The 22,867-nt window shown below is 63.5% G+C and carries 21 protein-coding genes; 9 read left to right on the top strand and 12 right to left on the bottom strand.

Annotated features, from left to right (window positions below; genetic code table 11):
• The first annotated feature begins 226 nt into the window (after nt 1-226).
• The 5 genes from ptxS to ABI582_RS20075 all read left to right on the top strand — a co-directional run bounded on the left by ptxS (nt 227) and on the right by ABI582_RS20075 (nt 5,355).
• On the top strand, nt 227-1,246 hold the full coding sequence (gene ptxS / locus ABI582_RS20095) for a transcriptional regulator PtxS (protein ID WP_442120078.1): 1,020 nt from the start codon (nt 227-229) through the stop codon (nt 1,244-1,246).
• A 66-nt stretch (nt 1,247-1,312) separates the two neighbouring features.
• Complete coding sequence (locus tag ABI582_RS20090) at nt 1,313-2,092, top strand: AP endonuclease (protein WP_442120077.1); 780 nt, start codon at nt 1,313-1,315, stop codon at nt 2,090-2,092.
• Nucleotides 2,085-3,035 carry a sugar kinase gene (locus ABI582_RS20085; RefSeq protein WP_338747354.1) on the top strand — a complete coding sequence of 317 codons (951 nt, stop codon included), beginning with the start codon at nt 2,085-2,087 and terminating at the stop codon, nt 3,033-3,035. The genes ABI582_RS20090 and ABI582_RS20085 overlap by 8 nt, the downstream gene beginning before the upstream one ends.
• A 54-nt stretch (nt 3,036-3,089) precedes the next feature.
• Nucleotides 3,090-4,382 carry an MFS transporter gene (locus tag ABI582_RS20080; protein WP_028612945.1) on the top strand — a complete coding sequence of 431 codons (1,293 nt, stop codon included), beginning with the start codon at nt 3,090-3,092 and terminating at the stop codon, nt 4,380-4,382.
• A gap of 10 nt (nt 4,383-4,392) precedes the next feature.
• On the top strand, nt 4,393-5,355 hold the full coding sequence (locus ABI582_RS20075) for a 2-hydroxyacid dehydrogenase (protein ID WP_442120076.1): 963 nt from the start codon (nt 4,393-4,395) through the stop codon (nt 5,353-5,355).
• Between the two features lie 173 nt (nt 5,356-5,528).
• Here the strand turns inward: ABI582_RS20075 and ABI582_RS20070 are convergent, their stop codons facing one another.
• The 3 genes from ABI582_RS20070 to bamA form a co-directional block, all read right to left on the bottom strand.
• Nucleotides 5,529-6,494 (bottom strand): endonuclease, encoded by a 966-nt coding sequence (locus tag ABI582_RS20070; protein ID WP_442120075.1) that lies wholly within the window; start codon nt 6,492-6,494, stop codon nt 5,529-5,531.
• 14 nt (nt 6,495-6,508) lie between these two features.
• The gene (locus ABI582_RS20065; RefSeq protein WP_442120074.1) at nt 6,509-6,892 is read right to left on the bottom strand and encodes a hypothetical protein; all 384 of its coding nucleotides are present in this window, start codon (nt 6,890-6,892) and stop codon (nt 6,509-6,511) included.
• A 251-nt stretch (nt 6,893-7,143) separates the two neighbouring features.
• Entirely contained in the window at nt 7,144-9,507 is a 2,364-nt protein-coding gene (gene bamA / locus ABI582_RS20060; RefSeq protein WP_442120073.1) for an outer membrane protein assembly factor BamA, read from the bottom strand.
• Nucleotides 9,508-9,704: 197 nt separating this feature from the next.
• Between bamA and ABI582_RS20055 the strand changes: the two genes are divergently transcribed.
• Together ABI582_RS20055 and ABI582_RS20050 are read left to right on the top strand one after the other, a co-directional pair.
• Nucleotides 9,705-10,397, top strand: a complete 693-nt coding sequence (locus ABI582_RS20055) for a response regulator transcription factor (RefSeq protein WP_338747360.1) — start codon at nt 9,705-9,707, stop codon at nt 10,395-10,397.
• On the top strand, nt 10,394-11,659 hold the full coding sequence (locus ABI582_RS20050; protein ID WP_338747361.1) for a HAMP domain-containing sensor histidine kinase: 1,266 nt from the start codon (nt 10,394-10,396) through the stop codon (nt 11,657-11,659). Before ABI582_RS20055 ends, ABI582_RS20050 begins: the two co-directional genes overlap by 4 nt.
• On the opposite strand, the gene ABI582_RS20045 is transcribed toward ABI582_RS20050, so the two are convergent.
• From ABI582_RS20045 to ABI582_RS20010, 8 genes are all read right to left on the bottom strand, one after another.
• Nucleotides 11,652-12,647, bottom strand: a complete 996-nt coding sequence (locus ABI582_RS20045) for an aldo/keto reductase (protein WP_338747362.1) — start codon at nt 12,645-12,647, stop codon at nt 11,652-11,654. The genes ABI582_RS20050 and ABI582_RS20045 overlap by 8 nt on opposite strands.
• Before the next feature lie 96 nt (nt 12,648-12,743).
• Nucleotides 12,744-13,595, bottom strand: coding sequence for a LysR family transcriptional regulator (locus ABI582_RS20040; protein WP_442120072.1), 852 nt, complete (start codon nt 13,593-13,595; stop codon nt 12,744-12,746).
• Nucleotides 13,596-13,711: 116 nt separating this feature from the next.
• Entirely contained in the window at nt 13,712-14,896 is a 1,185-nt protein-coding gene (locus ABI582_RS20035; protein ID WP_442120071.1) for an MFS transporter, read from the bottom strand.
• Between the two features lie 116 nt (nt 14,897-15,012).
• Nucleotides 15,013-15,483 (bottom strand): Lrp/AsnC family transcriptional regulator, encoded by a 471-nt coding sequence (locus tag ABI582_RS20030; protein WP_016499826.1) that lies wholly within the window; start codon nt 15,481-15,483, stop codon nt 15,013-15,015.
• Nucleotides 15,484-15,503: 20 nt separating this feature from the next.
• Complete coding sequence (locus tag ABI582_RS20025) at nt 15,504-16,799, bottom strand: NAD(P)/FAD-dependent oxidoreductase (RefSeq protein WP_442120070.1); 1,296 nt, start codon at nt 16,797-16,799, stop codon at nt 15,504-15,506.
• Between the two features lie 96 nt (nt 16,800-16,895).
• Nucleotides 16,896-17,735, bottom strand: coding sequence for an ABC transporter substrate-binding protein (locus tag ABI582_RS20020; RefSeq protein ID WP_338747366.1), 840 nt, complete (start codon nt 17,733-17,735; stop codon nt 16,896-16,898).
• A gap of 60 nt (nt 17,736-17,795) precedes the next feature.
• Nucleotides 17,796-18,560 carry an amino acid ABC transporter ATP-binding protein gene (locus ABI582_RS20015; RefSeq protein ID WP_442120069.1) on the bottom strand — a complete coding sequence of 255 codons (765 nt, stop codon included), beginning with the start codon at nt 18,558-18,560 and terminating at the stop codon, nt 17,796-17,798.
• 15 nt (nt 18,561-18,575) lie between these two features.
• Nucleotides 18,576-19,541: an amino acid ABC transporter permease gene (locus tag ABI582_RS20010; protein ID WP_041167739.1), complete on the bottom strand. Its 966-nt coding sequence runs from the start codon at nt 19,539-19,541 to the stop codon at nt 18,576-18,578.
• A 380-nt stretch (nt 19,542-19,921) separates the two neighbouring features.
• Between ABI582_RS20010 and ABI582_RS20005 the strand changes: the two genes are divergently transcribed.
• Both ABI582_RS20005 and ABI582_RS20000 read left to right on the top strand, forming a co-directional pair.
• Nucleotides 19,922-21,046, top strand: coding sequence for an MFS transporter (locus ABI582_RS20005; protein ID WP_442120082.1), 1,125 nt, complete (start codon nt 19,922-19,924; stop codon nt 21,044-21,046).
• A gap of 37 nt (nt 21,047-21,083) precedes the next feature.
• Entirely contained in the window at nt 21,084-21,734 is a 651-nt protein-coding gene (locus tag ABI582_RS20000; protein ID WP_442120068.1) for an alpha/beta hydrolase, read from the top strand.
• A gap of 137 nt (nt 21,735-21,871) precedes the next feature.
• Here the strand turns inward: ABI582_RS20000 and ABI582_RS19995 are convergent, their stop codons facing one another.
• Nucleotides 21,872-22,753 (bottom strand): LysR family transcriptional regulator, encoded by an 882-nt coding sequence (locus ABI582_RS19995; protein WP_019473596.1) that lies wholly within the window; start codon nt 22,751-22,753, stop codon nt 21,872-21,874.
• Between the last annotated feature and the right edge of the window lie 114 nt (nt 22,754-22,867).

Below are 22,867 nucleotides of genomic sequence, written 5' to 3'. Positions count from 1 at the left end.
TTTACCCGCGAATGCGAAGTCGAAGCTACCGACGCATTCGCGGGTGAACCCGCTCCCACATTTTTTGGTTGAAATTGTATTTGCATCAATCATTTAATTGGCTTATCTAATCTTGAATATCAGCTTTATTTCATCATTGCCGACCAACGGCAGGTTGACGAACTGCCGTAGTTTTGCTGTATTGAAACCGGTTTCATCGCTATCACAATAATCATAAGGACAGCCCATGACCGACGCGCCTGCCCATGCCCGCGAACGGGTCACCATCAGCGAAGTAGCGCGTGTCGCTGGCGTTTCCAAAGCCACCGTCTCCCGTTACATCGGTGGCGATCGCCAATTGCTGGCCGAGGCTACGGCCAAGCGGCTGGAAGAGGTCATCGAACGTCTCGGCTACCGCCCCAACCAGATGGCCCGCGGCCTCAAGCGCGGCCAGACGCGACTGATCGGCATGCTGGTTGCCGATATCCTCAACCCCTATTCAGTGGCCGTGATGCATGGCGTGGAAACCGCCTGCCGTCAGCACGGTTACAGCCTGGTGGTGTGCAACACCAACCGCGACGACGAGCAGGAGCGCCACCACCTGGTGGCGCTGCAGAGCTACAACGTCGAAGGGTTGATCGTGAACACGCTCGGCCATCACCCCGGCGAATTGCTCAACCTGCAGCGTGACATCCCCATGGTGCTGGTGGACCGCCAATTGCCCGAGCTGAATGTCGACCTGGTAGGGCTGGACAATGCCGACGCCGTCGAGCAGGCCCTCGACCACCTGCAAGCCCAGGGCTACCGCGACATCCTGGCGGTCAGCGAACCCCTCGATGGCACCAGCTCACGGCTGGAGCGGGTGCAGGCATTCGGCGCGTCGGTCAGCCGTCGGCCCGGCATGCGTCAGCAGGTACTGGAAATCAACGCCGGGCTGCAGGGCCAACTGGCTTCGTTTCTTGCTAGCCGTGGCCATGGCCCGCAAGCAATCTTCACCTTCAACGGTATTGCCACCTTGGCGGTGACCCGAGCACTGCACGAGGCCGGGTGCAACCTGTTTGCCGACGTCGGGCTGATCGCCCTCGACGACCTCGACTGGTACCCCTTGGTCGGCAAAGGCATCACGGCACTGGCCCAGCCCACCGAGCGTATCGGTGTGGCCGCATTCGAAAGCCTGCTCGGTCGCCTGCGCGGCGACAGCGGGGCAGCCCGACGCATCGACTTCAAGGCCAACCTGATCATCCGCGGTTCAACCCAACCCCAGTAAGCAACGGCAGGCCTGCGCCTGCTACTGCCGACTAAAAATGAAACCGGTTTCATAAGGATAAAAACAATGCACCCGAACCCCGTTTCCATCAGCCTCTCAAGCTACGGCGCCGACTTTGTGCGGCAACGTGGCCAGGAGCAGTTCCTGGACATGCTGGCAGCCGCTGGCGTCAGCCGAGTGGAATTGCGCGAAGAATTGTTTGCCAGTGCACCGGACGCGGCTGCACTCGGTGCGGTCATTGCCGCACTGCGTCTGGAATGCCTGTACTCGACCCCCCTTGAATTGTGGACCGCGCAAGGCATGCCCGACCCGCTACTGGTGCACAAGCTGGAAACCGCTCGGGCGCTTGGCGCGGTGGCGCTGAAGGTATCGCTGGGGCATTTCGATGAGCACTGCGATGTGATGGGGCTGGCGGCGCTGCTGCCTGCCCATGGGCCGCTGTTGTTGGTGGAGAACGATCAGACCGCACAGGGTGGCAGGATCGAACCGCTGCTGCAGTTCTTTAAGCGGGCCGACACGCTTGGGCTGCGCATGGGCATGACCTTCGACATCGGCAACTGGCAGTGGCAAGGCGAGTCTGAGCGGCAAGCCGCACGGCAACTGGGCCGTTGGGTGCGCTATGTGCATTGCAAGGCTGTGCAGCGCCGGGCCGATGGCCGCCTGGTTGCCATACCGCCCCAAGCGGCGGACCTGCAGGCGTGGGCAGCGCTGATGACCGAGTTCGCGCCCGGCGTGGTGCGCGCCGTCGAATACCCCTTGGTTGGCGAAGACTTGCTGGCGCTTACCCGAGCCCAGGTGCGTAGCCTGGCTGCACTGGGCGCGGGGGAGGAGGTGGCCCATGCATGAACATGACGTGCTGTGCTTCGGCGAGACCATGGCCATGTTCGTCGCCGAGCAAACAGGTGACCTGGCCAGTGTCGGCCAGTTTGGCAAACGCATAGCCGGCGCGGACAGCAACGTGGCCATCGGTTTGGCACGGCTGGGCTTCAAGGTGCGCTGGCTGAGCCGGGTAGGCGACGACTCGCTGGGCCGTTTCGTGCTCGACAGCTTGCGCCGCGAAGGCCTTGACTGTTCCGGTGTCGAGGTGGATGCCAGTTACCCGACGGGTTTTCAGCTCAAGGCCCGTTGCGATGATGGTAGCGACCCGGCAGTGGAGTACTACCGGCGCGGTTCGGCAGCCAGCAGGCTGTCGCCCGCGCTGCTTGGCCCAGCCTGCCTGCAGGCTCGCCACCTGCACGCCACCGGCATCCCGCCGGCGCTGTCCGACAGCTGCCGTGCGCTGTCCCATGCACTGATGGACGCCATGCGGGCAGCCGGGCGCAGCATCTCGTTCGACCCCAACCTGCGCCCCTCGCTGTGGCCGGATCAAGGCAGCATGGTGCGCGAAATCAATGCCCTGGCGGCCAAGGCCGATTGGGTTTTACCGGGCCTGGAGGAGGGGCGGTTGCTGACCGGCCAGCACACCCCGGCGGACATCGCTGGGTTCTACCTCGACCAAGGGGTGGAACTGGTGGTGATCAAGCTGGGCGACGCCGGCGCCTATTTCCGCAGCGCCAAGGGCGAAGGGCAGGTGGCACCGGTGCCGGTCAGCCGTGTGGTGGACACCGTCGGTGCGGGTGATGCCTTTGCCGTCGGTGTGCTCAGCGCGTTGCTGGAGGGCCGTGCGGTGGAAGAGGCGGTGGCGCGTGGCAACTGGTGCGGCAGCCGTGCCGTGCAGTCGCGCGGCGACATGGAAGGGCTGCCGCTGCGCCATGAACTGGAGGCCCACGACCTGCGCAGAAGCGCGTGAGCCGCCCCGAAATACCTGTTGCGACAAAAACAACAAGCTCAGGAGAAACAAACCATGCAAAGCCAAAGCCTGGCACCTCGCCGCTGGTGGTACATCATCCCGATTGTGTTCGTCACCTACAGCCTGGCGTACCTGGACCGCGCCAATTACGGCTTCGCCGCCGCCTCCGGCATGGCCGAAGACCTGCACATCACCCCGGTGCTGTCTTCGCTGTTGGGCGCGCTGTTCTTTCTCGGTTACTTCTTCTTCCAGGTGCCCGGCGCCATCTACGCCGAAAAGCGCAGCGTGAAGAAGCTGATCTTCGTCTGCCTGATCCTGTGGGGCGGCCTTGCCACGCTCACCGGCATGGTCAGCAACGTCTACATGCTGATCGGTATCCGTTTTCTGCTCGGGGTGGTGGAGGCCGCCGTCATGCCGGCCATGCTGGTGTACCTGTGCCACTGGTTCACCCGTGCCGAGCGCTCGCGTGCCAATACCTTCCTGATGCTCGGCAACCCGGTGACCATCCTGTGGATGTCGGTGGTGTCGGGTTACCTGATCAAGCATTACGACTGGCGCTGGATGTTCATTATCGAAGGCCTGCCTGCCGTGATCTGGGCATTCTTCTGGTGGCGCCTGGTGGATGACCGCCCTGCGCAGGTGAAGTGGCTGAGCGCGCAGGAAAAGGCCGCCCTGGCGCAGGCACTTGCTGACGAGCAGCAGGGCATCAAGCCTGTAAAGAACTACCGCGAGGCGTTTCGTTCGCCGCAGGTGATCATCCTGGCGCTGCAGTACTTCTGCTGGAGCATTGGCGTGTATGGCTTTGTGCTGTGGCTGCCGTCGATTCTCAAGCAGGCGGCCAACGTCGATATCGTGCAGGCCGGCTGGCTGGCCTCGGTGCCTTACCTGGCGGCGGTGCTGGCTATGGTGGGTGTGTCCTGGGCGTCCGACCGCCTGCAAAAGCGCAAGCGCTTCGTCTGGCCGCCGCTGCTGATTGCCGCCGTCGCGTTTTATGGCTCGTACGCCTTGGGCAGCGAGCATTTCTGGCTGTCGTACGCGTTGCTGGTGGTCGCCGGCGCCTGCATGTACGCACCCTATGGCCCGTTCTTCGCGATCGTGCCCGAGATCCTGCCGGCCAACGTTGCAGGCGGGGCCATGGCGCTGATCAACAGCATGGGCGCGCTGGGCTCGTTCGGCGGCTCGTGGCTGGTGGGCTACCTGAATGGCGCTACGGGCGGGCCAGGGGCCTCTTACCTGTTCATGTGCGGCGCGCTGCTGACCGCAGTGGCGCTGACTGCTGCACTCAATACTTCCCAGACATCTGGCCGGGCCAAGCGCAACAGCTCGCGGCTGGCCATGAACCCTTAGGAAACCTGCAATGAAGAAGCGAATCGTCCTGTACAAACGCCTGTCCGACGACTTGATGGCACGCCTGCAAGATCGCGTTGAGGTGACCTGGGTGGATACCTCCCAGCCCGATGGCCTGGCCCGCCTGCGCGATGCGTTACCGGGTGCTCACGGGTTGCTGGGGGCCAGCCTGCGCCTGGATGCCAGCCTGCTGGACCTGGCCCCACAGCTGGAAGTGGTGTCCAGCGTTTCGGTGGGCGTGGACAACTACGATGTTGCCGAACTCAGCCGGCGTGGCGTGATGCTGACCAACACACCTGACGTGCTCACCGAAACCACTGCCGACACCGGCTTTGCCTTGATTCTGGCTACCGCCAGGCGGGTGGTGGAGCTGGCGAACTGGGTGCGTGACGGCCATTGGCAGGCCAACCTGGGGCCGGCGCACTTTGGCAGTGATGTGCACGGCAAGATACTGGGCATCGTCGGCATGGGCCGCATCGGCGAGGCCTTGGCCCGGCGCGCGGCAGCCGGCTTTGGCATGCGCGTGCTGTACCACAGCCAGCGCGCCAAGCCCGAGGTGGAGGCGCGCCATGCGGCACGTCGGTGCAGCCTGGATGAGTTGTTGCAGCAGGCAGATTTCGTGTGCCTGACCGTGCCGCTGAGCGCCAGCACCGAAGGCCTGATCGGCGCACGGGAACTGGCGTTGATGAAGCCTGAGGGGATACTGGTGAACATCTCACGCGGGCGCGTGGTGGATGAGCAGGCGCTGATCGAGGCGTTGCGGGCCAGGCGCATACGTGGCGCGGGGCTGGATGTGTTCGTGCAGGAGCCGCTATCAGTAGACTCGCCGCTGTTGCAGCTCGATAACGTGGTAGCGACCCCGCATATCGGCTCCGCGACCGAGGAAACCCGCCAGGCCATGGCGCGTTGCGCGGTAGACAATCTGCTGAGCGCGCTGGCCGGTGAGCGGCCGGCGAATTTGGTCAACGGCTGACTGGCATCCGAAGGCTTGCACTACTCCTTGTAGGAGCGGCCTTGTGTCGCGAACGGGCCGCAAAGCGGCCCCCGGTTTCACCAGAGATGCGTAGAATGCTGGGGCTGCTTTGCAGCCCGTTCGCGACACAAGGCCGCTCCTACAGGGGACCGTGCATCCCTGACGTATTCAGGTTAACGGCAGTTGCCTGCCTTGCGATAGCCCGCTGCCTGCGCCTCACCTTCGTTCGCGAAGGTAATCTGGTTCTTGGCGGCAACCTGGTTGTAACCCGGGCAGCCTACAGACAGGTGATAAACGTGGCTGTTGCGGTTGCCAAGCACGGCCCCGACTGACTGGACGCTGGCCAGGCTCGGCTTGGCCTCTGCCTTGGCGGCTTTCACCGGCACCGCTTGCACCACGCCACTGCCAACCGGCTTGTAGCCAGCCGTCCACTTGCGTTCCCCGCTCACGAACGGGTTGGCATGCCCCATGATCGCGGCAATGCGCCGGTCGCGCTCTTTCTCCCAGGCCGACACCGGGTGCTGTTTGTCCCAGGCCATCAGCAGCTGTTGCTGCTGGCGCGACATGCTCAGCTGGTAACGGTCGAACATGTAGAACGTGGTACGGGCCACCAGGCCTTTGACTTCATCGCGCGGTTCGGCGGCGCGCTGGACGAAATCGACCTTGGTGGTGCACTGGCCATACTCGCCGGCATTGCCAGCGACCATGCCGTAGTTGAAGTTGCTGCGGTCGCCGTTGACCTCGCCCACGGCCGGGTAGAGGTTGAACAGGTCGGCTTCCATGGCGCGGAACACCGGGTCGTTGTCCACGCAGTGCTCGCGGCCGCCGTTCTTCCAGCACTGGCGCTGGTTGCCAAAGGTGTAGGCGGGCACGATGTGCTCCCACTCGGTACGCTCGGCGCGGTTTTGTTGCTTGCGGGTCTCATAGCCGCACGAAGCCGCGTCGATGCGGCCGCCGGACTTGCCCACCCAGGTCCACTTGCAGCCGCAGTACAGGTCGCCCATGGCACTGTTGGCCTGGTCCAGATACACCTTCTGCTTGGCCACCACCTTTGCCTCGGTGAACGTCGCTGGCGGGTTGGCCAAGGCAGGGAGGGTGAAGGAAAACACTAAGGTTACGGCGTAAAGCAGTGATTTCATGAGAAAAACATATTTCAGATTGGGGCGCGCATTGTAATGCTTTCCCCGTCGCTGGCCAGCTCGCTGAGCCATACCAGCGGTCGGCCCGGGTCGTCGCCGGTCATGCGGTCGAACGTGGCTGAGTCGAGCATATCCCTGACCTGAGCGCCCATGCGCAGCAGCCGCTCGATGAAACCGGCACCGACGTCGCCATAGTCCTCAAGTGAAACGCCGCTCTGGTTGTGCTGTATCGCCAGGTGGTAATGACTGACCCCCGCGCCATCGCCACTGCCGCCCAGCACCACGGTAAAGCGTGGACCGAGCAGGCTGGCCAGGCGTTGCTGGACCAGGTCGAGCAGTGCGATCGGTACTTCATCGTGGCGCAGTGATGTGGGGAAACAGGCTGTGAACGGAGGCATGAGGGTGTCCTGCTGGGCGGGTTCGGGTGTTGGCCAGCTTAGGCAAGGTGACTGTCAACTTGGGTTAAGCGGGGGTAAAAGCGGGTAATACTCAAACAGGCCCTACGCGGTCCCTGTAGGAGCGGCCTTGTGCCGCGATGGGCTGCGCAGCAGCCCCATAAGTTGTTGCCGTGACGCTGAAATCCCGGGGCTGCTGCGCAGCCCATCGCGGCACAAGGCCGCTCCTACAGGGGCCGTGCATGGCTGGTGTATCAGAACGTCTGCCCCAGCGAGAACTGGAAGATTTGGGTCTCGGCGTTATCCGGCTTTTTCAATGGCGCCGCCAGGCTGAAGCTAAGTGGCCCCATCGGGCTGTACCAGGTCACGCCCACACCGAGCGACACGGCCATCTGTGCCAGGTCGACGCTGCCGCAGCCTTGGGTGGTCGACAAGTAGCAGGTGTCGGCATAAACGTTGCCGGCGTCGACGAACACAGAGCTGCGCAACTGGCTCTGGTCCTTCACGAACGGCAAGGGGAAGAGGTATTCGGCACCGCCGGTCACCAGAATGTTGCCCCCCAGCACATCCGTGTCGCGGTCGGAATAGTAAGCCTGACCGGCGCTGGCGTAGGTACCGGTAGCAGGCGTATTGCGCGGGCCGAGGGTCCCGTCCTTGAACCCGCGCACCGAACCCTGGCCCCCTGCGGTGTAGCTTTCATAGAACGGCAAGCCGTCGGTGGACCCGTAGCCATTGCCATAGCCCAGCTCGGTGTGCAGGCGCAGCGAGGTGTTGTTGGTCACCGGCAGGAAGACCTGGCCGTTGTAGTCCAGCTTGTAGAACGACAGGTCACTGCCAGGGGTGGTGGCCATCAGCGTCAGGCTCTGGGAGTGGCCACGTGTGGCCAGCACGCCTTTGTTCAGGGTCGACTCGGACCAGCCGATCGACGCCTTGAGGTTGTTGAAACTCTTGCCCTCACGGGAGATGAAGTCGTAGATCTCGTCGGCGCTATAGGTACCCGGCGAAATGTCGTCGTGCTGCAGGGTCAGGCCGTAGGTCAGGCGCGAGGTTTCATTGATCGGGTAGCCAAAGCTGACCCCGGCGCCGTAGCTGTTGATTGCATAGTACGAAACGCCATCGTCGTAGTAATCGCTGTAGTCGGTGGTGTTGTAGAACAGGTTGTAGCCCAGGCTCACACCGTCGGCGGTGAAGTAGGGGTCCACGAAGCCGAAGTTGTACTTGGTCTGGTATTCGCTGCGGGTCAGGCCGATGGACACCTTGTTACCGGTACCGAGGAAGTTGCTCTGGCTGATCGAACCACCCAGGATCAGGCCGGCGCTCTGGGCGAAACCGACGCTGGCGGTGATCGAGCCGGAGGCTTGCTCTTCGACGCTGTAGTTGACGTCGACCTGGTCGTCAGTACCGGCTACTTGCGGGGTCTCGACGTTGACTTCCTTGAAGAAGCCCAGGCGTTCCAGACGGGTCTTGGACTGGTCGATCAGGTAGGTCGAAGCCCAGCCGCCTTCCATCTGGCGCATTTCGCGACGCAGCACTTCGTCTTCGGTCTTGGTGTTGCCGCGGTAGTTGATGCGGTTGACGTAGGCACGCTTGCCCGGGTCGACCACGAACATGATGTCGACCGTATGGTCCTGGTCGTTCGGCTGTGGCACGCCGTTGACGTTGGCGAAGGTGTAGCCTTCGTTGCCCAGACGACGGGTGATCAGCTCGGACGTGGTGGTCATCACCTTGCGCGAGAATACCTGGCCCGGCTGCACCAGCAGCAGCGACTTGACCTGGTCTTCCGGCACTTTCAGGTCACCAGACAACTTCACGTCGCGAACGGTGTACTTCTCGCCTTCGTTGATGTTGACGGTGATGTAGACGTGTTTCTTGTCTGGCGTGATGGACACCTGGGTGGAGGCGATGTCCATGTTGATGTAGCCGCGGTCCAGGTAGTAGGAACGCAGGCGCTCCAGGTCACCGGACAGTTTTTCGCGGGCATACTTGTCGTCGTTCTTGAAGAACGACAGCCAGTTGGTGGTCTTCAGCTCGAACAGCTGGCCCAGGGTGTCATCATCGAACACGTTGTTGCCAACGATGTTGATGTGCTGGATGGCAGCGACGGTGCCTTCGTTGATCTTGATCTTCAGCGCCACACGGTTGCGCGGCTGCGGCACCACTTCGGCGTCGACCTCGGCCGAATAGCGGCCCTGGGCCACGTACTGGCGCTGCAGCTCGTTACGCACACCTTCAAGGGTGGCACGCTGGAAGATCTCGCCCTCGGCCAGGCCCGATTGCTTCAGGCCCTTCATCAGGTCTTCGGTGCTGATCGCCTTGTTGCCTTCGATCTCGATGCTCGACACCGACGGGCGCTCGACCACGTTGATGATCAGCACATTGCCATCGCGGTTCAGCTGGATGTCCTGGAAGAACCCGGTCTTGAACAGGGAACGGGTCGAGTCCACCAGGCGGCGGTCATCGGCCTGATCGCCGACGTTCAGCGGCAAGGCACCGAAGACACTGCCAGCGGAAACCCGCTGCAGGCCGTTGACGCGGATGTCGGCGATCCTGAAAGGGGAGGCCTGGGCCAACGTGGCTTTCAGCAACAGGATGGAGAGCAACAGGCGCGGGTAGTTCATCGGGGGTTCCAGACAAGCGGATTCGTAGGGGAGCAAGCGCGGGCAACCCGCTGGCAGCGGGCGATGAGGATACGGGCGGGCTGTGTACGGCGCGGTTAGCCGAGGGTAAAGATGTGTAAAGTCCGACCGGCCGGCGGTGACAGCCCCGGCCGCCGGGGCGATCATTACAGCCCCTGCAATTGCGATGTCTGGCCCCGATGATCCCTGTGCTGCTGGTCGACGACGACCGCGAACTGACTGAAATGCTCTCTTTGTACCTGGCGCGCGAAGGCTTCCAGGCCACGGCGGTGGATACTGGTGAAGAAGGCGAGACCCAGGCGTTGTCCGGTCACTTCCAGGTGGTGGTGCTGGACGTGATGCTGCCGGGTATCTCTGGCATCGAAGTGCTGCGGCGCGTGCGCGCGCGCAGCCAGGTGCCGGTGCTGCTGCTGACTGCCCGTGGCGACAATATCGACCGTATTGCCGGCCTTGAGCTGGGGGCTGATGACTACGTACCCAAGCCCAGTTCCCCAGGTGAACTGGTCGCACGCCTGCGGGCGATATTGCGCCGGGTGCAGCCGCACCCGACGGGCGAGGGCAGTGCGCCCGAACAGGTGCGCACGGGCGCATTGAAAATGTGGCCGGGCCGCCGTGAAGCGCACTGGGGCGAAGCCACGCTGGAGCTGACCGGCTCGGAGTTCAGCCTGCTCGAAGCGTTGGCCCGCCAGGCTGGCCAGCTGGTCAGCAAGCAAGACCTGTCACTCAATGCCTTGGGCCGGCCGCTGACTCGTTATGACCGGCGCATCGATGTGCACGTCAGCAGCATCCGGCAAAAGCTCGGCCCGCGCGCCGACGGCAGCAGCTGGATCCAGAGCGTGCGTGGCATGGGCTACATGCTGATAGTCGAATGATGCGCCGGCGCCTGTTCTGGAAGCTGTTCCTGGCGTTCTGGCTGGCCAACTGCCTGACCTTCCTGGTGGGCGCGGGCGCCTTCATGCTCAATGAATGGCGTGGCGATACCCCGGCGCTGCGTTCGCTGCTGGCCACCGAACTGCAGGTATTGCAGCGTTATGGTGAGCAGCCCGGCCGGCAGTTGCTGGAGGTGTCGCCGCAGCCGCCGGATGTGCAAGTGGGCCTTTATGACAGCCAGGGCCAGTTGCTGGCAGGCAAAGCGGTGCCGGTCGCGCGTTTCGAGCAGGCGTTGAACGACAGTGAAGGGCGCCCACTGGTGCTGCGTGCTTCGGTGGCCACGGTGCTTGGCGAACCGCCGCGTCCTCGCGGCATGGGCCCGCTGTTTACCGGCACGCTGATGAGTGCGCTGTTTGCCTTCCTGTGCAGCCTGTACCTGACTCGCCCGTTGGCCTGGCTGCGCGAAGCCATGGGCCAGGTAGCCCAGGGCCGGTTCGATGTGCGCGTGAAACCCAGGTTGGGCAAGCGCCGCGACGAGATCGTCGAGCTGGCCGAGGACTGCGACCGCATGGCCGGCCAGCTGAAGGCCCTGGTGCAGGCGCAGCAGAACCTGCTGCACGATATTTCACACGAACTGCGTTCACCGCTGACCCGCATGCACGCCGCCATCGGCTTGATGCGTCAGCAGCCCGACCGGCACGACATGCTGGAGCGGGTGGAGCGCGAGTCACGGCGCATGGACGACCTGATCGAACAGCTGCTGACCCTGGCCCGCGCCCAGGCTCGGCAGGGCGACAGCGACTTTGCCAGTGTGGATGTGGTGGAGCTGCTGGCTCAGATCGTCGAGGACGCCCGTTTCGAGGCGGGGATGAAGCAGTGCCAGGTGTCCCTGCAAGCCCGGGGTACGTTCCTCATCCTTGGGCATGAAGAGTTGCTGTACCGGGCGTTCGAGAACATCATCCGCAACGCCGTGCGCTACACCGCCTCCGGCACAGAAGTGTTGGTGCAGGCTGCGCTGGCGCCGGGCGGGCAATGGTTCCAGGTCAGTGTCAGCGACCACGGTCCGGGCGTAGACCCGGCGCGTCTGAAGCGCATCTTCGAGCCGTTCGACCGAGGTACCGACAGCAGCGACGATGGCTTTGGCCTGGGCCTGGCGATTGCCCAGCGGGCCATCGCCCTGCATGGCGGCTGCATCACCGCGCTGGCCGCAACCAGCGGCGGGCTGCGGGTGCGCATCGATCTGCCGCAAGCCCGCCCTACTTGAAGCCGGTTACCGCATGGGGGACGTAAGGGGCCTGCAAGCGCGCCACCTCGGCCTCACTCAGCTGCAGTGACAGCGCGCCCAGTGCATCGTCCAGGTGGGCGGGCTTCGAGGCGCCGACGATAGGGGCGCTGACGCCGGCCTTGCCCAGTACCCAGGCCAGCGCAACCTGGGCCATCGGCACGCCCCGTTCGCCAGCGATCTGCTCGACCACATCGATCACCCGGCCGTCTTCCACCTCGGTCTTTTCATAGAACGACTGGCCGGATACATCGCTGCGGGTGCGTGCGGTCTGCTGCCCGTGCGGCCGGGTCAGGCGCCCGCGGGCCATCGGGCTCCAGGGCATCAGGCCGACCCCCTGGTCCAGGCACAGCGGGATCATTTCGCGTTCTTCTTCGCGGTAGATCAGGTTGAGGTAGTTCTGCATCGACACGAAACGGCTCCAACCGTTGCTGGCGGCCACCTGCTGTGCCTTGGCGAACTGCCAGGCGTACATCGACGATGCACCGATGTAGCGCGCCTTGCCGGCCCTGACCACGTCGTGCAGGGCTTCCATGGTCTCCTCGATAGGGGTGTGGTAGTCCCAGCGGTGGATCTGGTAAAGGTCGACGTAGTCGGTGCCCAGGCGGGTAAGGCTGGCGTCGATGTTGGCCATGATCGCCTTGCGCGACAAGCCCTGCTCATTGGGCCGGCTGGCGCCTTCCCACATGTTGGCCGGGAAGAACACCTTGGTGGCGATCACGGTTTCTTCGCGCCGGGTGAATTCCTTCAGCAGTTTGCCGACGATGATTTCCGAAGTGCCGGCCGAATAGCTGTTGGCGGTGTCGAAGAAGTTGATGCCTTGCTCGACGGCATGGCGAATGATGGGGCGGCTGGCGTCTTCGCCCAAGGTCCAGGGATGAGTGCCGGCGTCGGGTTCGCCGAAGGTCATGCAGCCCAGGCACAACCTGGAGATGTCCAGCCCGGTGTTACCCAGCTTTACGTATTGCATCGTCGTCTCCTTCAAGGGCGTTAGTGATGGAGTTAGCCTAACGCGGGCAGCCTTGCGCGAAAATTCCATATTGATGCAGGTCAAATCCGCAAAAATTCACAAGCGCAGCAGTGGCCGCACCTGTTGCTGGAGGAAGTCGGTAACCGCCTTGATCCGTGGGGTGGCGCGCACGTCCTCATGCACTGCCAGCCAGATTTCGATGCTCATGGTCTGCTCGGCGCTGCCGGCTTCCTTCAGGCCGTGCTCGTGCGCCATGAACGCGGGCAGGCAGGCGATTCCAATGCCGCCAGCACAGGCTTGAGCCTGGATGCGCAGGTCATTGCTGTGCAGGGCAAAGGGCTGCTGGCCGGCCTGGCGGTTCAGCCATTGTTGCTGTGGGGAACTGGCCTGGGACTCGTCGTAGCCGATGTAGCGCCAGGCCGCCGCGCCGGCCAGGTAGCTGGCCGAGGCGTATAGCCGGTAGTCCAGGTGCCCCAGCAGGCTGGCCACCAAGGTCGGTTCTGTGGGCCTGGCCAGGGCGATGCTGATGTCGGCTTCGCGGCGGGCCAAAGATGCCTTTGATTTGCTGCCCACCAGCTTCAGGCGCAACTGTGGGTAGCGTTGGTACAGCTCGCCCAGGCGCCGGGCGACGATGCTGCCGAGCAGTGCCGGTGGTGCCGACAGCACCACTTCGCCTTCCACCGCCTGTTGGCCGGCGCTGGCGAAATGTTCAAGGGCGAAGGAGGACAGGGTCATTTGCTCGGCAAGTTCGGCAACGCGTCGGCCTTCGTCGGTGAGCGCATAAGCGCGGGGGCGCCGGTCGACCAGCTTGAGCTTGAGCGAGGCTTCGAGCGAAGCAATGCGCCGGGCCACGGTGGCGTGGTCGACGCCCAGCGTCTTGGCGGCGGCGGACAGCGAGCCGGCCGAGGTAAAGGCGCAGAAATGACGCAGGTCTTCCCAATCGAACATGGAGGGCTCGGCAGTAGCTTGTGCAGAAAGGGTAGGGTAGCGTTTTCTGCGGGGCACTGTGGGTTGCGGTGGGTTGGAGGTTTTTGGGGCTGCTTTGCAGCCCCGCATGGCTGGCCTCAGTGGCCGCCTTTCATCCCTCGTGCCACCAGATAGATACCCAGCCCGACCAGCGCAGTTGCCGCGCCGATATAGCCGGTGCTGGTCCAGCCCATGCCCGCTGTAACCGCCATGCCACCCAACCATGGCCCCAGCGCATTGGCCAGGTTGAACGCTGCATGGTTCGACGCAGCTGCCAGGCTCGGCGCTTCATGGGCAATGTCCATCAGGCGGATCTGCAGCGGCGCGGCCAGGGCAATCATGGTGCCCACCAGGCCGATACCCAACAGCAGGCTCCACAGCGCATGGGCGGCGAAGGTGAAGAACAGCAGCACGGCGATCGACCACACCAGCACCAGCCCCACGGCGCGGAACTGCAGGCGGTCGAACAGTTTGCCGCCGGCAATGTTGCCGACGATGCCGCCCACCCCGAACGCCGCCAGGCCGAACGGAATCCACTGGGGCGACACCTGGGTTACCTGCAGCATGGTCGGCGCCAGGTAGCTGAATACCGTGAACATGCCGGCAAAGCCGATCGAGGCGATAGCCAGCGCCATCCACACCTGCGGGAGGGTAAAGGCTTGCAGTTCCTTGCGCGGGTCGCTGCGCACTTCGTCGTGGCGCTGGGGCACAAAGCGCCACACCAGGGCGATGGTGCACAACGCGATCCCGCCAACCAGCACGAACGCCGAACGCCAGCCGAAAAACTGGCCCAGGTAGGTCGCCACCGGGTTGCCGAGCAACATGGCCAAGGTCAGGCCCATCATCACCCGGGCAACCGCACCCGCGCGCTGGTCTTTGGCCACCATGCTCGATGCCACCACCGCGGCAATGCCGAAGTAGGCACCGTGGGGCAGGCCGCTGACGAAGCGGAAGGCAACCAGGCCACCGAACGAGGGGGCGAAAGCGGTCGCCAGGTTGCCCAGTGCATACAGTGCCATCAGCAGCAACAGCATGTGCTTGCGCAGCAGTCGGGCGCCCAGAATGGCTAGCGTCGGGGCGCCAACCATCACCCCCAGTGCGTAGGCACTGATGGCATGGCCCACCTCGGGTTCGCTCAATTGCAGGTTGCTGGCGATGTCGGGCATCAGGCCCATGATGGCGAATTCGCCGGTGCCAATGGCAAAGCTGCCCAGCGCCATGGCGGCTTCCATCTTCGCGACGGTGCTTTTACTGGGGAGAGGGGGTAATTCCTGGACTGACATCTGTATCCCTTTTGAAACATGCTGAAACGTTCAAGGCGGGATCATAGTCAATCTTTGACGGCAACGTCGAGGAAGCTGAGCGGCAGTAGGGTCATGAGCGGCCCTGCCGGGGAAGACTACAACGTCAGCTTCTTGCTGAACTTGGTTTCCATGACAATGTGCGAAGCTGTGTGCGTGACGCCCTTGATCATGTTGATGCGGGTCAGCTCGGCATTGAGCTCACCCAGCGTATGGGTGGTCAGGTGGATGATGAAGTCCATTTCGCCCGACACTGCATACACCGCCTGCACCGCGTCCATCTTGCGCAGGGTGGTCATCACATCGGTGTAGCTCTTGTTGCTGCACGAGGTCATGGTGAAGCAGTTGATCACCTGCTGCAGCTTGTCCTGGTCGATGCGCACACTGTAGCCGGTGATCACCCCGGCGTTTTCCAGGCGGTTGATGCGCTCCTGTACTGCCGAACGCGACACGCCCAGCTTACGCGCCAGCGAGGCGGTAGGCTCGCGGGCGTTGGCCTGCAGCAGCCCCAGCAGTTGCCGGTCCTTTTCGGTCAGTTTGAACAGTGCGCCGGGTGGAAGGGCGTCCATGGTGGTTCCTGGTGATTGTTCTAGTTGTTGTACTGCGCGCGGGCTTCCTGGAACCTGTCCATCACCTTCAGCCCGGCATACACCGTTTGCGCCGCAGCGGGTCCGAACGGCCCTCCATTCCATTGCAGGCCATAGGCGTCGAACAGGCGGTAGCGGTCGCTTTCGCCGCAGATTGCCTCGGTGACTACCCGTGCGCCTACAGGTGCGGTGTTCATACCATGGCCCCCAAATGAAGTACAAGCCCACAGCCCCGGGGCCAAGGGGCCGATGTGCGGCATCTTGTGGCGGGCGTAACCCATCAGCCCGGACCAGGCCTTGGCGATTTTCAAACCCTGCAACTGTGGGTAGACGCTGAGGATGTCGCGGGTCAGCAACTGCCCCAGGCGCTGTTCGTCCTGCAGGTTGCGCGTGGTGATATGGCCGCCCCACAGCAGGCGGTCACCCTCGACGATGCGGTAATAGTCGGAGGCGCGGCGGTTATCGCCGACTGCGTCCGTGGTGCGTACTACATCACGCAGGCGCTCACCCAGGTGCTCGGTCAGTACCACATAAGTGGCAATCGGCAGGAACGCCCGGCGCAGCTGGCCGAACTCCGGGCCGCCGTAGCCACCGCAGCAGTACACCACATCGGCACAGGTCACCGCGCCGTCGGCAGTGATCACCCGATGGCTGCCGGCTCTGCGCTCTACCCGCAGCATCGGCGACTGTTCGTGGATGCGACCACCGGCCAGCTCGACCAGCTCGGCCAGGCCCAGGCAGTAGTTCAGTGGGTGGAAGTGAAAACCATGGCTGTCGCGCAGCCCCTGGAAGTAGCGGTCGGTGTTCAGGCGGCTGCGCAGTGCCTGTGTGTCCAGGTATTCCAGGTTGAAATCGAAGTCGCGGGCCATGCGGTCGCGTGTGCGCTGCAGGTTGTCGGCGTCGTCGTAGCGCACCACGCTCAGCTTGCCGGTGGTGGCGGTGCAGCCTGGCAGCTGGTGGCCGGCAATGGTGTCGCGGACGATATCGACGCCTTCCAGCGATAGCCGGAACAAAGCGGCGGCGGTCTGCTTGCCGCAACGCCGCTCGATCGCCGACAGCCCCTCGGACCAGCCCTGCAACACAAAGCCGCCATTGCGCCCGGAGGCGCCCCACGCCACCCGTGCAGCCTCCAGCAACACCACCGAGCGCCCACGCGCCAGCAGCTCGCGCGCCACGCTAAGGCCCGCCAGGCCGCCGCCAATCACGCATGCATCGGCCCGGGTTTCACCGGCCAACGCGGCACGCTGCGGGGCAGGGCGCATGGTCCCGGTATAGTAGTTGTTGCTGTAGCTGGGCATCGGCTGGGTCATCCTTTTACTGGGCGAGGCAGGTTTTGCGGGCATGGGGGTGCCGCACGCCCTTCAAGCAAAGGGCGCTGGCTTGCGGGTAATGGGTTACTGCACTTGTGTGAGGTCGGCGCCGTACCATTTTTCGGACAGCTGCTTCAGCGTGCCGTCGGCTTTCATGTCGTCGACGGCCTTGGCCACTTCAGCGTTGAAAGCGTCGTCGCCCTTGTCGGTGGCGATGGCCAGGGGCTCGTAGTAGGCGGGCTTGCCCTGCACCGGGGCAATCGGGTAACCGGCCTTGATCGCTCCCATGATGGTTGGCAGTGCCGACAGGGTGGCGTCCAGACGGGTGCCGTTGCCTATGCGCAGGTCGTCCAGCGGGCCCATGCTGTCGCCGTAGGTTTGCACACTGCCGGGCTCCACGCTGTAGCTGAACGCGGGCACGTCCGCGGCGTCGATTTTCAGCCGACGGTTGATGTAGTCCTCGGAGGTGGTGCCGGCTTCGACGCCGATGGTCTTGCCATTGAGGTCGGCAGCGCTGGCACCGGCGGCGTCCTTGTGCACAGCGAACACATACGGGGTGTAGTAGTAGATGGCCGGAAAGTCGAGCACCCGCCCACGCTCGGTGGTGGGTGTCATCGAACCGACCGACAGGTCCCAGCGGCTGGCCCAGCGCCCGGCGGTGATGATGCCGTATTCAGGGGTGACGAACGCCACCTTGGTGCCCAGACGTTTGCCAATCTCGTTGGCCACATCAATGTCGAAGCCCTTGAGGGTGTTGTCTTCGCCAAGGAAAGACTGCGGTGGCCAGTTGGCCGCGGTGGCCACTTTCATGACCTTGCTCTGGTGGATCCGATCAAGCGTGGCGCCGGCCCACGCGGCGCCTGTCATCATGGACAGGCAGCCGGCAACGGCGGTCAGGGCGAACAAGCGAGCGACTGGGTTCATTCGGTAAGTCTCCGGGCATGCAATTGTTGTTGTGGTGTTGGCACAGCGGTAGACACAGGCTCAGTGGCTGAGGATTTGCGAGAGAAACTCCCTGGCGCGCGCATGGCGAGGGTTGTCGAAAAACGCGTTGGGCGGGCCTTGTTCAATAACCTGGCCCTGGTCCATGAAGATGATGCGGTCCGCCACCCGGCGAGCGAAGCCCATTTCGTGGGTAACGCACAGCATGGTGATGCCGTCCTGGGCCAGCTCGCCCATCACGTCGAGCACCTCCTTGACCATTTCCGGGTCCAGCGCCGAGGTGGGTTCGTCGAACAGCATGATGCGCGGCTTCATGCACAGCGCACGGGCAATGGCCACACGTTGTTGCTGGCCGCCGGAAAGTTGCCCGGGGAACTTGTCCGCCTGGCTGGCGATACGCACCCGGTCCAGATACTCCAACGCCAGGGCGCGGGCGTCGGGCTCGCTGAGTTTGCTGACCAGGCGTGGGCCGAGCATCAGGTTTTCCAGCACGGTCAGGTGCGGGAACAGGTTGAACTGCTGGAACACCATGCCCACCTGGCGGCGGATGGCGGCGACGCTCGCCGCATCGCGGTTCAGCGTGTTGCCGGCGATCTGCACCTGACCCTTCTGGAAGTCTTCCAGCAGGTTCAGGCAACGGATCAACGTGGATTTGCCCGAGCCGGAAGGCCCACAGACCACCACGATTTCGCCGCTGGCGATCTCCAGGTCGATGCCCTTGAGCACATGAAAATCCCCGTACCATTTCTGCAGGCCGCGAATCGAAACGGCGGCCTGGGCGGCAGCGTGGGTAAAAGGCTGGTTCATCATGGGGCTCCTCGATCAGCGGTGGGCGCGGTCGAAACGTTTTTCCAGGCGCGACTGCACGGTTTCGAGCAGGATCGACAGCACCCAGTACAAGACGGCAGCGGTGATCAGCATTTCCAGGTGGCGGAACTCCGCGCGGCCCTGGGTGCGGGCGAGGAACATCAACTCCCATACACCGATCACCGATACCAGCGAGCTGTCCTTGAGCATGGAGATGAACTGGTTGCCGGTGGGTGGAATGATCAGCCGCATCGACTGCGGCAGGATCACCCGGGTCATGGTTTGGAAGGGCGTCAGGCCGATCGCCCGCGAAGCTTCCCATTGCCCGCGCGCAATGCTGCTGATGCCGGCGCGGAAGATTTCCGTCATGTAAGCGCCGTAGCACAGCGACAACGCCAGGATGCCTGCCGGCACGGCGCCGACCACGTAGCCGAGCTGGGGGATGCCGAGGTAGATCAGGTAGATCTGGATCAGCAGCGGCACGCCGCGGAAGAACGAGGTGTAGAAGCTGGCGATGGCGATGGCGAAACCGTTGGACGACAGCCGTGCGGTAGCCCCAAGCAGCGCCAGGACGAAGGCGATGGCGATCGAGAGGGTGGACACGTAGACGGTGGTGAACACCCCCTGGGTGATCATGAAGCCCACCTTGGTGGCGATGAAGCTGTACGACAGGTCGAAGGTGTCGAAGAACAGCAGGAACAGCAGCAACAGTTCACACCAGACCGTGATCACCTGTGCCCGTAACGGAAAGCGGCCAAGGATGAACAGGTTCAGTACCAGGGTCACCGCCAGGGTGCCGGCCACGGCGGCGTTGCGCAGCAGCGGTGCCTGCAGGTCTAGCACGATCGGGCCCATCAGCCGCGCCAGGCTACCGTCACCCACGCCGTAGAGCAGGGCGAGGGCGAATATCACGGCGGCGACCAGGCCCATGAATGCCGGTTTATCGGTCGCGCGCGGTTTGACGATGTGGTCTCTGTACATGGGGTCGTGCCTCACGGAGCTGGGCTCGTTTGTTGTTGTGGGATCATTGTAGGGAGGCGAAGCGCAGGCAAGAACCTGCTGAATCGCAACAAATACGCAATTTGTTTTGGCAATTGGCGGGGTTTGGCCCTGACATTTGCAACTCAATGCCTGCCAGATTGCTACCGTGCCATAGGCGAGAGTACAAATGTACTCCGCACGTATTTTGAGCTGTCTACCGCGCGCATAACTGAAATGCCGGGATGATATGGCACGCCGTACGCCTGCTCTTTTAGACTGCCGCCTGCGTGCGCCGACATCCGGCCCGCTTGGTCGATAAGGTTGCTGCCGTGAATGCTGGTGTACGTTTTCCCGGGCCCTTGGGCATTTTCTGGCTGGGCCTGCTGCAAATCCTGGTGTGGGGCGGTTCGTTCTTCCTGCTGGCGGTGATGGGCAAACCGATCCTGCGCGAGACCGGCTGGGACAGCGGCTGGGTGTACGGGGCGCTGTCGCTGGGCCTGATGGTTTCGGCGCTGCTGGCGCCGCTGTCCAGCCGCCTGGTGGCGCGTTATGGCGGGCGCTCGCAACTGGCCGCCAGCGGTGTGGTAGTCGGGCTGGGCTTGCTGGTGATTGCCAACTGCCACAGCCTGCTGGTGTTCCTGCTGGCCTGGGTGATCATTGGCGTAGGGATGGCAATGGGGCTTTATGAAGCGCTGTTTGCCACCCTCGGTGCCTTGTATGCGGAACGGGCGGGGCGGGCGATTACCGGAATCACCCTGATTTCGGGGTTTGCCACCACCATCACTTGGCCGGTGGTGGCCCTGGCCATCGAGCAACTGGGCTGGCGCACGGCGTGTACGGCTTATGCGCTGGTGCTGATCGTTGCCGTGGCGCCGTTGTACCTCTGGGTGTTGCCGGCAGGCCAGCCCGCACACAAGGCCCAGGGCGCGACGGCGACGAGCGATCTGCCTGTGGACCGCCGCCTGTACTGGCTGCTGACCGCAATCTTCGCCATTGGCGCGATCATCATGACTGCTGTTTCGGTGCAACTGGTGGCGGTACTGCAGGGCCAGGGCCATTCGCTTGCGACTGCCATTGGCCTCAGTGCCTTGCTCGGGCCGAGCCAGGTGGCATCGCGGGTACTGCAGATCATCGCCGGCAAGCGCCACCCGATCTGGACTGCACTGGTGTCATCGGTGCTGGTCGCCGTCGGCCTTACGCTGGTGGCCGTGGCGCCGGGCGTGACCGCGCTGGGCCTGCTGCTGTATGGCTCCGGCAATGGCCTGCGTGCCATTGTCAGGGGGCTGCTGCCGCTGGCCTTGATGCCGCCAGCCCAGTATGTTGCGCTGATGGGCAAGATGTCGCGCCCATCGTTGGTTGGCCAGGCGCTGACGCCCTTGGCGGGTGGCTACCTGTTCCAGCACTTCGGCGCGATGGGGGTGCTGGCAACGCTGTCGGCACTGGCATTGACCAGTGTCGTGCTGGTGTTGCTGGTGATGCGCAGCCTCCCGCGGCAAACGGCGTGATCAGGCGCCACTCATTTGGCTGGCAAGGACGAACACAATGTCGGATGCACCACGTAACCCGTTGCTTATCGATGGGCCGGCCGGCCAGATCGAGCTGCTGGTCGACTACCCCGCCGGGCCGCCCAAGGGGGTGGTGCTGGTCAGTCACCCACAACCGCTGCTGGGCGGTAGCCCGCGCCATATCGTGCCGCTGACCCTGGCGCGGCAGCTGTGCGCAGCCGGTTGGCTGGTGGTGCGGCCGAGTTTCCGTGGGGTAGGGCAGACACAAGGTGTGCACGACGAGGGTATCGGCGAAGCGCAAGACTGCATCGCGGTCATCCGTCACTTCAGACGGGAGTTGCCTGAGCTACCGGTAGGCCTGGTCGGGTTTTCTTTTGGTGCCTATGTGTTCGCCCGTGTGGCCTGTGCGCTTGAAGGGCAGTTGCAGGCAGTGGCGTTGCTGGGGCTGCCGGTGGGTGATGTACCGGGCGGGCGCTATTACGAGCCATTGCCGGTGCCTGCAGATTGCCTGCTGCTGCATGGCGAACAGGATGACATGGCGCCGCTGGCCAACCTGCTGCAATGGGCCGGCCCAGAGCAACGGGCGGTGTCGGTGTACGCGGGTGCAAACCACTTTTTCAAGGGTTGCCTGGGGCGGGCGGCTGAGCAGGTGATCGCCCATCTGGCGTTGAAAACCGCACTACCCTAGAACGGCTGCGGTGGTCTGGCACCGGCGTTGCCGGTGTTCGCGGCTGAAGCCGCTCCCACATGGATCGCACTGGCTTCAGGCATGTGCCGTACCTGTGGGAGCGGCTTTAGCCGCGAAAGGGTCGGAACAGGCCAGCCTCACCGCTCCAGGTAATGCGTCTGCGCAGCAAAGTCGATGAACCGCTTGCTGGCCAGCGACAGGTATTCCCCCGAGCGCCAGCACAATCTGAAGCTCATCTGCTGCGCGGGCCGAAACGGCACCCCGACGATGCCCGGCGTGCGCTGCTGGACCGAGCGCAGCAGGGTCGCCACGCCCATGTTGTCCAGCGCGGCCTGCACCACCAGCGAGACAAAGTTGCTCTGCAACGCCACCTGGTAAGTAATGCCATGTTCGGCGAAGAACGCGTCCAGCAGGTGACGTTGAACGAATGTGCGGTCGAACACCACCATGTCGGTATTACGCAAGTCTTGCGCCGTGAGAAAGGCTTTGCCGGCATAAGGGTGGTCGGGGTGCATGCACGCCAGCATCTCGTCACTGCCCAGCAGGATCGATTCCTTGTCGGGCGGTACGCGCCTGGACTCCAGCAGTGCCAGGTCGATTTCCCGTTGTTCCAGGCGATGGCCAATGTCCTCGGCACTGCCTTCGAACACGGTCATGGCAATGCCTGGATACAGCTGGCGGAAGGCGTTCATCAACCCCGGTACATAGTGCAGGCCGAACATGGGCGGGATGCCCAGGCGCACTTCACCGCGTTTCAGGTCGGCCATGTCGCGCAGCTCTTGCCGGGCAACATCCATCTCGCGCAGCGCCGACGCAATGCGTGGCAGGAACTGTTCGCCCTCGGCGGTAAGGATGACTTTGCGCGTGGTGCGGTTGAACAGGGTCACGCCCAGTTCTTCTTCCAGGCGGGTTACGGCCATGCTCAGCGCAGGCTGGGCGATGTGCAAATGCTGCGCAGCCTTGGTGAAGCTGCCTTGGCGCACGATCTCGACGCAGCAGCGCAATGCCTTGAGGTTCATTGAGGCGTTCTACCATTCATAACGAACTGTGATGCTAAGCATCATAACAATATATTTATTATTATTAACCAGAGGGCCTACGATGCGCGCCACTGAGACATCCTGCAATATCTC

Origin of the sequence: Pseudomonas sp. SAS7, from assembly GCF_052112345.1 — a bacterium.
Lineage (GTDB): Bacteria > Pseudomonadota > Gammaproteobacteria > Pseudomonadales > Pseudomonadaceae > Aquipseudomonas > Aquipseudomonas putida_Q.
Note: the sequence above shows the minus strand (reverse complement) of the source record. Positions and strands in the feature narration are given on the sequence as shown.